The 11,317-nt window shown below is 72.8% G+C and carries 9 protein-coding genes; 3 read left to right on the plus strand and 6 right to left on the minus strand.

Translation table 11 applies throughout. From position 1 onward, the window contains the following. The coding region (locus FREUN1FDRAFT_RS35465) for an MFS transporter (protein ID WP_006545216.1) at positions 1-236 on the plus strand (236 nt) is incomplete at its 5' end. Between the two features lie 15 nt (positions 237-251). On the opposite strand, the gene FREUN1FDRAFT_RS35470 is transcribed toward FREUN1FDRAFT_RS35465, so the two are convergent. The 4 genes from FREUN1FDRAFT_RS35470 to FREUN1FDRAFT_RS35485 form a co-directional block, all read right to left on the minus strand. Then, entirely contained in the window at positions 252-482 is a 231-nt protein-coding gene (locus FREUN1FDRAFT_RS35470; RefSeq protein WP_006545217.1) for a type II toxin-antitoxin system HicA family toxin, read from the minus strand. Further along, the gene (locus FREUN1FDRAFT_RS35475) at positions 482-688 is read right to left on the minus strand and encodes a type II toxin-antitoxin system HicB family antitoxin (protein WP_035957192.1); all 207 of its coding nucleotides are present in this window, start codon (positions 686-688) and stop codon (positions 482-484) included. The genes FREUN1FDRAFT_RS35470 and FREUN1FDRAFT_RS35475 overlap by 1 nt, the downstream gene beginning before the upstream one ends. Before the next feature lie 216 nt (positions 689-904). Further along, positions 905-1,300 (minus strand): DUF2267 domain-containing protein, encoded by a 396-nt coding sequence (locus tag FREUN1FDRAFT_RS35480; RefSeq protein WP_006545219.1) that lies wholly within the window; start codon positions 1,298-1,300, stop codon positions 905-907. A gap of 125 nt (positions 1,301-1,425) precedes the next feature. Beyond that, positions 1,426-2,298 carry an NUDIX hydrolase gene (locus tag FREUN1FDRAFT_RS35485; protein ID WP_006545220.1) on the minus strand — a complete coding sequence of 291 codons (873 nt, stop codon included), beginning with the start codon at positions 2,296-2,298 and terminating at the stop codon, positions 1,426-1,428. Positions 2,299-2,513: 215 nt separating this feature from the next. Between FREUN1FDRAFT_RS35485 and FREUN1FDRAFT_RS35490 the strand changes: the two genes are divergently transcribed. Both FREUN1FDRAFT_RS35490 and FREUN1FDRAFT_RS35495 read left to right on the plus strand, forming a co-directional pair. Then, entirely contained in the window at positions 2,514-3,563 is a 1,050-nt protein-coding gene (locus FREUN1FDRAFT_RS35490) for an SPFH domain-containing protein (RefSeq protein ID WP_006545221.1), read from the plus strand. Beyond that, a complete protein-coding gene (locus FREUN1FDRAFT_RS35495; protein WP_006545222.1) occupies positions 3,563-4,507 on the plus strand; it encodes a hypothetical protein in 945 nt (314 codons plus the stop codon). Before FREUN1FDRAFT_RS35490 ends, FREUN1FDRAFT_RS35495 begins: the two co-directional genes overlap by 1 nt. Here the strand turns inward: FREUN1FDRAFT_RS35495 and FREUN1FDRAFT_RS45570 are convergent. Then, entirely contained in the window at positions 4,493-6,343 is a 1,851-nt protein-coding gene (locus FREUN1FDRAFT_RS45570; protein ID WP_006545223.1) for a condensation domain protein, read from the minus strand. The two genes, FREUN1FDRAFT_RS35495 and FREUN1FDRAFT_RS45570, sit on opposite strands and share 15 nt — an antisense overlap. Before the next feature lie 12 nt (positions 6,344-6,355). After that, complete coding sequence (locus tag FREUN1FDRAFT_RS35505; protein WP_006545224.1) at positions 6,356-10,828, minus strand: alpha-(1->3)-arabinofuranosyltransferase family protein; 4,473 nt, start codon at positions 10,826-10,828, stop codon at positions 6,356-6,358. Between the last annotated feature and the right edge of the window lie 489 nt (positions 10,829-11,317).

Consider the following 11,317-nt stretch of genomic DNA (forward strand, 5'->3'; position numbering starts at 1 on the left):
AGGTCCTCGGGCAGCGCGAGATCTACACGACCCGGCCCGAGTCCCGCGCCCGGATGAACGCGGTGTACCTGGCCACCATGTTCGCCGGCGGGGCGATCGGCTCGGCGCTGTCCGGAGCGATCTACGACACCCACGGCTGGTCCGGGGTCGCGATCTTCGCCGGCGTTCTGCCGCTTGTCGGGTTCGCCCACTGGCTGCGTACGCCCACCGGCCGCGTGGCACCGATCGCAGCGTAGCCGGCGCGCCGCGGACTACAGGAGCTTCTGGAGATCCTCGACCGTCAGACCGGCGTCCGCCAGAATCTGGCGGAGTGTTCCTTTCGGGATGTCACGCCCGGCGTGAACTGGAACCGTGACATCGATGCCCGCCCGGTCGGGGTTACGCAGCCGATGATGACTGCCCTTGATCCGAACGAGCTCGAATCCCGCCTTCTGCAGAGCCCTGACAACGTCCTTGCCCGGAAGCGAAGGTACCGGCGGCATCAGGCCACGTCGACCGTGATGGCGAGTTCCTCCGGCGCACCGTCATCCTCGATGACCATCACGATCGCGTCCTTCAGGTCCGCCACCGCTTCGTCCCGGGTGCCGCCGAACCCGTTGCAGCCGGTACGGCCCACGTAGGCGTGCGCACACCAGACACCGTCCTCGTCCTGCGCGACGGTGTAGGGGATGTGCACCACTCGGCTCATGGTCACCACGGTACGCGACTCCGTCCAGCTCGACCACAGAGAGAAACGACGAGAGTACATAGGGTGGAATGCCAGCCGCATGAGCAGCCCTGTCATTTTCTCCGACCGAAACAATCCCAAGCGCCGACGGGAGGCGAGGATAATTCGCCGAACGTTCGCCGGTGACCATGGAGCCGGCGTGATCAGGCCGCACGTCTGGCGGCGACGGCGGCCTCCTCAGTAGTGGATGACCGGCTCCCGGCCCAGCAGCTCGTCGTAGCCGTGGGGAAGCTGCCCGGCGACATCCTCGAACTCGTTGGGGCTGATGGACGTCTTCAGCGCCGCGACCACCGCGCGGGCATGCTGCCGGGCATGCGCCCTGGTGCAACCACCGCCCTCCCGCTCGGCGACGCGGCGGTAGAACTCGTCGAGCCCGAAACGCTCGCCACGGCCGGATGGCGGCAACGCCCTGGCGAGCGCGGGCGGTAGCTGCGAGGCGAGGTCCTTGGTCTCGCCGCCGGACAGCCGCTCGCCGAGCACCGCCAGCGTGGCCCGGATGGCGGTCTCGGCGTGCTCGACACTGTCCATCCGGCCGGTCTCGCGGACCGTCGAGACGAGTTCATCGCGTTTCATCAGCTTCGCCCCTCTTCGTGCTCTCCTGCTCGTCCCGCGAACTGATCGCCGGAGGCAGATCGACGGATCGTGGGCGACATCTCCCACGTCGGCAGCTTTCCCGATACTGGAAGGCTCACGCCGATTCAGGCTTCGGCCGGAGGTGGGCGGCGCATCGCCGGGTGGAGGATCTCGGCTGTCCCCCGGCAGTACAGGGCCGCCGGCCGGCCGCCGTCTCGGGCGGTCGACCCGCCCACCGGCTGCAGAAAACCAGGTGTTCCGGTCACCTTGCGGTGGAAGTTGCGCGGGTCGAGCGGGGCGCCCCAGACGATCTCGTAGACACGGCGCAGCTCGGCCACGGTGAACTCAGTCGGGCAGAACGCGGTCGCCAGCGCGGTGTACTCCAGCTTCGACCGGGCCCGTTCCAGCCCGTCGGCCAGGATCGCCGCATGGTCGAAAGCCAGGACCGCACCGGGACCGTCGTCGCCGCCGGCTCCGGCGACTGATTCCGCGCCGGCCGGGCCGCCGCAGGGCAGGCCGGTGCCGGTGCCGGTGAGCGCGGCCAGTGCGGCGACGGGGACGAACTCGGCCGCCGCGGCGTCCGTACCGGGCCGCGGCTCGGGCAGGTCGGGAGCGAGGGCCAGGAAGGCGATCGTCACGATGCGCGCCCGAGGGTCGCGGTCGACGGCGCCGTAGGCAGCCAGCTGTTCCAGGTGCACGCCGGACGTCGGCTCCGCCAGCCGCAGGCCGGTCTCCTCGGCCAGCTCACGGCGTGCGGCGGCCACCAGTGTCTCGCATGGGCGGACGAAGCCGCCCGGCAGCGCGAGCGCGCCCTCGAACGGCGCCAGGCCGCGCCGGACCAGCAGCACGCATAGCTGGTCGGCCCGGATGGTGAGGATCACCAGGTCGACGGTCACCCCGTAGGCGACGAAGCCGTCCGCGGGAAGCCGCGCATCCGTGGGCGGCTCGGCGCTCGTGGGCGGCCTGCGGGCCGTCGCGGGCTTGTCGTCGGCAGTCACGCGGCCGACTGTACCGGCAATCTCGTCATATTGACGAGAACCACCCCATCCCCTTATCGTCACTTCGACGAGATCGAGCGACACCGGGGCCGACCGGCCGAGACACCTACGGTCAGACCGGCCGAGACACCTACGGTCAGACCGGCCGAGACACCTACGGTCAGACCGGCCGAGACACCTACGGTCAGACCGGCCGCGAACACAAGGAGACCCCCATGGCCGACATCAGCCGCGCACTGTTCCTGCGCCACCTGCGGGGCACCCCGACGGCGTACGTCCGCCACCTGCGCGGCGGGCGGGCCCGGCATGAGGGGGTCGGGCTGACCTTCTGGTACCAGCCGCGCACCGCGGTGATCAGCGAGGTTCCGGTGGACGACCGGGAACTCCCGCTGCTCTTCCACGCCCGCACGGCCGACTTCCAGGACGTCACCGTGCAGGCCACCGTCACCTACCGGGTGGCCGAGCCCACGCTGGCCGTCAGCCGCCTCGACTTCGGCATCGACCCGGAGACCGGCGCCTGGCGCACGAACCCGCTGGAGCAGCTCGGTGGGCTGATCGTCGAGACCGCCCAGCAGCACGCCTTCGACCTGCTGGCCCGCACCACGCTGACGAACGCGCTGGTCGACGGGGTGCCGGCCGTCCGGGAGCGCATCGCGGCCGGGCTCGAGGGCGACCAGCGGCTGGCCGAGACCGGGGTGGCGGTCGTCGGGGTCCGCGTCGTCGCGATCCGCCCCGAGCCGGAGCTGGAGAAGGCGCTGCGCACACCCACCCGGGAGCAGGTGCAGACCGAGGCCGACCGGGCGACCTACGGCCGGCGCGCCCGGGCCGTCGAACAGGAGCGCCGGATCGCCGAGAACGAGATGCAGAACCAGATCGAGCTCGCCCGCCGGGAGGAGGAACTGGTCACCCAGCGCGGCACCAACGACCGGCGGACCGCGACGGAGAAGGCGGCCGCGGCACGGATCGCCGTAGAGGCACAGGCCGAGCACGCCCGCCTCACGGCGGCCGGGGCCGCCGAGGCGACCCGGCTGGCGGCAGCCGCCCGCGCCGAGGAGATCGAGCTGGTCGGCGCGGCCGAGGGAGCCGCCGAGCGGGCGCGGGTCGAAGCCCTGCGCGACCTGGACAACCGGGCGGCGATGACGCTGGCCGTTCGTGACCTGGCCGGCGGTCTCCCCGACATCCAGGCGCTGACGATCACTCCGGACGTCCTGAGCGAGCTGCTGACCCGGCTGGCCGGCACCGCCCGCCCGGGCGGTGGCGCCTGATGGCCACACTCGCCCCGCGAGTCGTTCTGGTACACCGCCGCACCGAGTACGCCGAGTTGCTCGAACGGCACGGCACCGCCGGCCAGGCCGCGTTCTTCCTGGCCAGTCGGGGGCGTGACCTCACCGAGGTGCGGGCGCGTGACGCCGCGGTGACCGCGGCCCGCCGGGCGGCGATCGCGGCCGTCCCCGCCGACTGGCGCCACGGCGAGGTGGAACGCGCCGACCTCGACCGCTTCCTGTTCGCTCCCGATGACCTGATCGTCTGCGTCGGCCAGGACGGGCTGGTGGCCAATGTGGCCAAGTACCTCGACGGGCAGCCGGTCATCGGCATCGACCCGGAACCCGGGCGCAATCCCGGGGTGCTGGCCCGGCACCCGGTCGGCAAGCTGGGAGCCCTGCTCCAGATGGCGGCGACCGCGCCGACCGCGCCGGCCTCGGTAACCGCTCCGGCCTCGGCGGCCTCGGCGGTCCGCACGGTGACCATGGTCGAGGCCAGGTCCGACGACGGTCAGCGGCTGCTCGCCCTCAACGAGATCTACGTCGGCCACGCCTCCCACCAGACAGCCCGCTACGAGCTCGCCGCTCCGGACCACACCGGCGCCGTCCACCTGGAGCGGCAGGCGTCCTCGGGGCTGCTGGTCGGGACCGGCACCGGCTGCGGCGGCTGGTGCCAGTCGGTGTGGCGCCAGCGCGGCAGCAGCCTGCCACTGCCAGGCCCCGAATCCCCCGGTCTGATCTGGTTCGTACGGGAGGCCTGGCCGTCACCGAGCACCGGCGCCGCCATGGTCGAGGGCCTGCTTCCCGCGTCGGCCCGCATCGAGCTACGGGTCGAGTCCGAACGCCTGGTGGTCTTCGGGGACGGCATCGAGTCCGACACGATCACGCTCACCTGGGGGCAGCGGCTGTCGGTCGGCGTGGCCGAGCGCCGCCTATGTCTGCTCTGACACCGCCGTGGCCAGTGCGGCCAGGCTCTCCTGGTAGATCTCCGCGAACCGGGCCACCCCGGCGGGGTCGAACAGGCGCCGGTGGTGGCAGAAGGTGAGCCGCAGGCGGTCCCCGTTGCCGGCCACGCAGATGAGCAGACCCTGTGGCATGCCGCTGGTGCCGATGAAGGACATGCTCCTGATCCGCGGGCCGCCCGCCGCGGCCGCCGCCTGCAGGTTGACCGGCCCGACGTTGCTCACCGCCAGGTGAGGCGTGAGGAACGGGCGAGCCAGCGCCACGCCGCCGCGCAGCACCGTTGTCCGCAGCGAGCTGGGCGTGGCCGCCGTGACGGCCCGCACCGCCGCGGACATCCGCGTACCGGCCCAGCCCCCCGGGCCTTCCTTCGCCGCCGCGGTCTGATCCACCACCGCCGCGGCCAGCCGCACCGGCTCCAGTCGTTCCGCCACGGTCGAGGTGATCATGACCTGACCCGACCGGTTTCCCAGCTCACGGGGTTCGGCCGGGCCGGCGTCCCGCGCGGCGATCGGCATGCGAACCCGCACGGTGCCGCTGCGGTGTCCGCACTCGCTGTTCCAGCGCTCCGCCGCCAGATGCGCAGCGGCGAGCAGCTGATCGTTGACCGTCATCCGCCGTCCGTCCGCCAGCAGCAGCGGTCGTGGCACCGGCAGGTCGACTGGGTACACACCGTAGCCCTGCGCGAGGCTCGGGCCGCAGGGAACAAGATGCCGTGCCAGCCGCCGACGGCCGGGTCCGTCACCGAAGTCGGCCGATCCGACGAACCCCGCCGATCCCGTCGATCCCGTCGATCCAGCGAATCCATCGAATCCGGCGAATCCCGCGCGCGGACCGGGCTCGGCCGCGGCTGCCGGCACGTCCACGGACGGCGTGCCTCGCGGGCTGTCCTCAGTGTGCTGGGGGCTGTTCCCCTCGCGCCGGGGAGCCGGCCCCGGCTGGTTCCGCAGGTGGTGATGAGTCCACGCTCTCTGCTGGGTCCGCGACGCGGGGCTCGGACGCCGGGCCAGCCGTCCGCCGGCAGGTTCCGGGCCGTCCACCGCACAGCCGGCGAGGATCTCCTGGAACAGGGCCAGGGCGCTCATTCCGTCCAGCGCGGTGTGGTGGGCGACGATCCCGACCACGTCCCCCTGCGGCCGATGGGCGAGCAGCAGCCGCACCGGGGGCTCCCGACGCAGGTCGAAGGGGCGCGAGCACAACGACTCGACCGCCCGCCAGCTCGCGGGGTCCACTCCCGGCCGGTCCGTCACCCCGATGTGAATCTCGTATATTAGATCCACTGGTAGCCCTGATTCAGCCGGGAACTCCCAGGCGGACGCGGTCCCGGGACCGCCCGCGAGCCGTGCCCGGGCGATCGGATGGTTACGCAGGGAGCGGTACAACGAGCTCCGCAGCCGGGCCGCGTGGATGGCGACGTCCGTCTCGGCGACCACTCCGACGGTGAGCGGTGAATGGCTGCGGTCGGAGGCGAGGATGAGCTCCTCGTCGAGAGTCAGCGCCCGCCCCTGCCCGGCGCTCGACGGCCGGGCAGCCGCGGGTTCCCGGTCGCCGCCCTCTCCGTCTCGGCCCGGACCTCCGCCGGCGCGAGCACCGTCGGCACGACCACCGTCGATGCCATGGTCGCGCCTCTTGCCCACGCCCCGCGGCGAGCCCGCGGCGCCGCCACCGGGCATGGCCGCGACACAGGACGGCTGCCGGGCGGCCGACGGCCCCTCCGAGGCTCGGTGGACGTCCTGGTTGCGGAGCAGGTTCCACGGACGCGTGGTCACGCGTCCGGGCTGGAACTCCGCTCCCGGCACGTCCCTACTCAGCGGGAACAACATCCATCCGACCCTTCAGCTCGGCCTGTGATCGTTTCCCCACGGCTGCCGGGGCAGCCGCGATCTGGAGGCATGATCATCTACAGACATGAACCGCCCGAGATTCCGGTCGACGGGCGCGTCAGCCCCCGCCACCGAGCGCCGCGGCGCGCCGTTGCCCACCGCGTTCGACGGTTGTCCCTCTCGCGCATCCTCGGGGGCACGCAGCCGCGGCGCTGCCGGTCGCAGGGCGAAGGCGGAGATCGTCGCGGCGAAGGCGAGTGCGCCCAGGGCCTGTGCCGGCCAGCTGAACGCGCCCTCGTCCGAGAACGGGATGGCGTCCGGAACGGTCGACACCACGATTCCGGAGCCGACCATGCCGGCCAGTGCCAGCAGGCCCGGCAACCAGCGCAGCCGCCGACCAAGCAGGATGATCAGCGGGACGGCCAGCGCGACCGGGCCCGCGACCAGGAACACCGCCAGCATCGCCAGCACCAGGCCCGCCCACAGGGTCGGCAGCCGCAGGCGGCCCAGGGCCGCCATCCCGGGTAGCCGGGCGGGGCTGAGGCGGGCGAAGCGATCGTCCAGACGGTCGGTGCGGCCGGCGCCACCCCCGCGCTCCTGGCGCCGACGCCGGCGCTCGGCGCCGACAGAGTCCGGGACGACGGCGATCGCCACGAGGATGAACACCAGGCCGAGCCCGACGAGCAGGTTGCGGCGGAAGGTCTGGCCGGGATGGTTCTCGATGACGATCGTCCCGCCCTGGCCGGCGGGGACGATCCAGCCCTGTGCCCAGCCGTCGATGCGCACCGCGGTGAGCTCCGTGCCGTTCAGCGTCGCCGTCCAGGAGGCGTTCGCGTTCTCCCGCACCGAGACGAACGAGGCGGCGCCGGCGCCGATGTCGATGGTGCGCAGCTCGGAGCCCCAGTGCCCGATCGTCGTCGTCCGGGGCTTCTCCGCGCTCACCGCGGTGCTCTCGCCGACCATGCTGATCGAGTCGACGACCATGGTGGAGCCGCCGAGGTCGACCGACAGCAGATGTGAACCCGCGCCCAGCCTCACCTGGCTGTTGTCGGTGCACAGCTTCAGCTGGAACGGCTTGGCCGTGGAGATGTTGCTGTAGACGCCGGAGATCTCCAGCTCGTACCGGACGCCGTCGATGATCAGTGACGGGCCCTGCCCGCAGGGGATGACCAGCGGCGCGTTCGAGGTGTTGACCGCCGAGCCGGCCGGTGGTGGCAGGGCGGTGACGGTGCCCTTGAGAGTGAAGGTCATCTCGCGCGGGGAGTCGAACTTCCGCGCGAACGTCAGCTCCTCGGAACCGCCGAAGGGCTGCAGCGGGTCGACCCGGTAACGCTCGAAGGAGTAGGCGACGAGGCCCTGGCTCAGGGACTCGAACGCGCTCGTCAGGTCGGACGGTGTCTGCGCGTACCGGTGGAAGCTCGCGCCGGGGATGTCGATCTCGCGGATACCTGCGCCGAGCGACGGGTCGCCCTCGTTGGTGACCTTCTCCAGCGTGATCCGGAACCAGTGGCTCTCCCCCGCCGGCACGGCGAGCCGCTGGATGTCCTCGACCGGCTTGACCTGGGTGACGACGGAACCGCGTTCGGTGGTGACCCGCAGCGCGTGCACCTCCGGCCGCCAGTCCCCCTCCGCCAGCAGCCGGACGTCGATGTAGGGCGCCTCGAGGTCCCGGCCGACGTCGAGCTGGATCCACTCCCCCTGCGAGGTGGCGCCCTGCCGGCGCATCGCCGTCCAGGACGTCGACGTCTGGCCGTCGACGGCGGCCTGCGGGGCGAAGTCGGGGGCGGCCATCAGCTCGTAGCCGTAGGACGACGCGGTGACCGACATCCCGTCGGCGTAGCCGGCGACCGTCTGGTGGCCCGCCGTCGGCCGGTCGCTCCACTGGCGGGGCGGCTCCTTCTCGCCGGCGACGCTCTCGTCCGGGCCCAGCAGGTAGGACGTCCCGTCGTGCACGATGCCGAAGGTGAAGTCACGGCGCGTGTTCGTGTCGGTCACCGCGAGCGCGGTCGTCGGGGTGATGACCTTCGAGGCGGGTGGTGGGTCGGCGATCGGCGCGAGGGTGGTCGTGGGGTCGGCGTCGGAGCCGCCCGCCGCCGCCGAATACTCGTCGGCCTCGGCGAGGTCACTCGCCAGGACGGTCGCACGGTCCTGCCCGAGCAGGCCCTGGTCGGCGAGCTGCACGGTCGCCTCCGGCCCGCCGGAGACGACGACCCCGGTGCTCAGCGGGTAGGCCTGGACCATGCGGGCGCCCTCGGGAACCGTCCAGACCTCCAGAGCGGCCACCCGCTCCTCCGACCGGCGCAGCGACTTGATCAGGCGCGCCTTGGAGCTGGTGCGGGCCTCCGTGGTCGGTCCGAAGGACGCCGCCAGCTGCAGACCCGAGCTCGCCAGCGAGCGGTGCAGCTGATCGGTGGACGGCGGGATGTCCCAGTCCTTGATCTCGATGTCGTTGCGGATCAGCACCATGCCCACACCCGCGCGGGCCAGCGTCGTCGACAGCCCCGGCGTGTCGCCGGTGGCCATCATGTCCTCGATGCCGTCCATCAGCCGGGTCGTGCCGACGCCGCCCAGCGGGATCAGGTTGCGCACCCCCCAGGGGGAGTCGGCGAGCCACTGCAGTGGTTCGTCCAGCGGCCGGCCCCACTCGTACTCGCCGAACGGGGCGCCGGGCAGCACCAGGGTGCGTCCGTTCTCGGGGTGATCTGCGAGCCAGTCCGCCGCCGCGGACCAGTAGTCCGGAACCTCGTCGAACGGTCTGGGCTGCAGGCCTTTGCCCTGCAGCAGCGGGAGCATCGCGACGACCAGGGCGGCGACCGCGGCCAGCGACACCAGTACGGGCAGGACACGGCGCCGGGACGCGGCCCCGCCCGCACCGGCCGCACCGGCCGTGCCGGTCGTGCCGTTCGCCGCCCCGGCGGTCCGGCCCGAGGCCCTGGCCGCCGGCGAGATCACCAGCGGCATGGTTTCCTCGTGCCGCGCGGGCTGGCCGGACACGCCGCGGCCGCGCCGCAGCAGTGCGCCGCCACGCAGCCGGCCGCGGCGGGGATCGCGCCCAGGTTCCGGCTCGGGTGCCTGGCCGGGGCGCCAGGCCACGGCCACGGCGAGGATGTGTGCCAGGCCCAGCGCCAGCGGCAGTCGCACCACCGGCTGGAACTTGTAGACGTTGCGGAGGAACCCGAAGGGCTCCGACAGCAGCGAGCGCAGGCCACTCGCCAGCGGGCTGACCGGTTCACCCGAGTAGGACGAGGAGACCGCGACGACACCGACAGCGAGGCTGACCAGCAGGAACCGTCGCGCCGGCAGGTCACGGCGGGCGAGGCCGACCAGGCCGAACCCGGCCACCAGCGCGGAGGCGACGATCGGCGCGGCGCTGGAGACGTACTCCCTGGCCGCGGGCAGCCAGGCCATCGGCAGCGCGAGGTAGGCCATCCAGTCCGCGGCGCCGCGCAGGGTCTCCCCGACCGAGGTCGTCGCGGTGGTCGTCTGGACGGTCTCGGTGAAGGGCAGGAAGTTGATTCCGTACCGGCCCTGGACCATCAGCGACAGGACCCACCACGCCGTCGCCAGCACCACGCACAGGCACCACCAGCCCCGCAGCGCCCAGGCCCGCCGCCCACCGCCCGCGAACACCAGCACGACCGCCGGGCACAGCAGGACACAAAGGGTGACGGTCGCGTTGACGCCTCCGGTGCCCAGCACCGCCAGGCCGGACAGCGCCGCGGCGCGCCGCGGGGAGAACCGGGCCGCGGTCAGTGCGCGGGCATGCCCGCTGTCGTCGTCATGGTGGCCGGTGTCGGCCCCGCCGGCGCCGTCGGGGCGCAGCGCGAGGATGAGCGGCACGACCATCCAGGGCAGCATCGACGCCCCGGCCAGCGCGACGGACGTCGCGCCGACCTTGCCGAGGAACATCGGCGACAGCGCGTAGCTCAGCCCCGCCAGGATGCGGGAGGCGTGGCCGCCGATCCCGAGCACCTCGGCAAGCCGTACCGTTCCCCAGGCCGCCAGGGTGAGCAGGACAGCCATCCACATCCGCTGGGTGATCCACGGCGGGATGTTGAGCAGGTCCCCGATCCCGAAGAACGGCCCCATCGGGAACAGGTAGCCGGCGTACTGGTTCGGCAGGTAGCCGAAGTCGGACGTCGAATTCCACAGATGGGTGGCCGCCTCCATGAAGCGCCACGGCTCGAGCGGTACGTCCAGCTTGGTGTCGGCGGTCAGCTTGCCCGGTGCCTGCAGCAGGAAGAGCGTGGCGAAGCCGACGAACATCGCGACCAGCGACCAGCGCGACGCGCGGTCCGGCCTCGGCCCTGCCTGGCCCGGACGCAGCCGCGGCGACCCTGGGCGGACCCCGAACCGCCGCCCCCGGGACCGCACGGGCTCAGGGTCACCGGCCGGGTCGGACAGACCCGGCCGAAGGGCGCTGTCGGCCGGGATGGCAGAGATAGCAGGCTCCAGGGCGGTAGTCGGGACTGACCCGACGTTCATACATCCTCACGCGAAACCGTACGGTACCGGTCCCGTCCGGACGGTCGGGCGGTCGTCGGTGCTGGTAGAGGGCCGAGCCCTGGTGGCAGACCGGATCCTGGTGGTCGGCCGGATCCTCGTGGTCGGCCCGGTGCGGGTGAGCCGGCCACGCCGCGCCGCCTGGCGCGGCCAACACGGCCGGGTGAACCGCCCGTCTGGGCCATCCTCACGGCCTGGTGCGCCCTGGGAGGTCGCCCGGATCCCCGGGTGGGACAAGCCAGCCGGACGCGCAGAGCACGGAAGGCTCCGGCGCCGCCAGTGGACCGCCTGCGGCGACCCTGGGCGCCGGAGCCTGCAACGCGGCCGGTGCCGGTGCCGCTGGTGCCGGCGCTACCGCTGGTGCCGGCGCTACCGCTGGTGCCGGCGCTACCGCTGGTGCCGGCGCTACCGCTGGTGCCGGGCTGGCGGCGGCCGGCGGCGTGACCGGCTCGGCGAGTCCAGGCCGCCCGA

Origin of the sequence: Parafrankia sp. EUN1f, assembly GCF_000177675.1 — a bacterium.
GTDB lineage: Bacteria > Actinomycetota > Actinomycetes > Frankiales > Frankiaceae > Parafrankia.

What these genes read in the sequence shown, in the direction of transcription:
- FREUN1FDRAFT_RS35505 (WP_006545224.1), bottom strand. Translation starts at nt 10,828, where the DNA reads ATGAACGTCGGGTCAGTCCCGACTACCGCCCTGGAGCCTGCTATCTCT.
- FREUN1FDRAFT_RS35480 (WP_006545219.1), bottom strand. Translation starts at nt 1,300, where the DNA reads ATGAAACGCGATGAACTCGTCTCGACGGTCCGCGAGACCGGCCGGATG.
- FREUN1FDRAFT_RS35475 (WP_035957192.1), bottom strand. Translation starts at nt 688, where the DNA reads ATGAGCCGAGTGGTGCACATCCCCTACACCGTCGCGCAGGACGAGGAC.
- FREUN1FDRAFT_RS35490 (WP_006545221.1), top strand. Translation starts at nt 2,514, where the DNA reads ATGGCCGACATCAGCCGCGCACTGTTCCTGCGCCACCTGCGGGGCACC.
- FREUN1FDRAFT_RS35470 (WP_006545217.1), bottom strand. Translation starts at nt 482, where the DNA reads ATGCCGCCGGTACCTTCGCTTCCGGGCAAGGACGTTGTCAGGGCTCTG.
- FREUN1FDRAFT_RS45570 (WP_006545223.1), bottom strand. Translation starts at nt 6,343, where the DNA reads ATGTTGTTCCCGCTGAGTAGGGACGTGCCGGGAGCGGAGTTCCAGCCC.
- FREUN1FDRAFT_RS35495 (WP_006545222.1), top strand. Translation starts at nt 3,563, where the DNA reads ATGGCCACACTCGCCCCGCGAGTCGTTCTGGTACACCGCCGCACCGAG.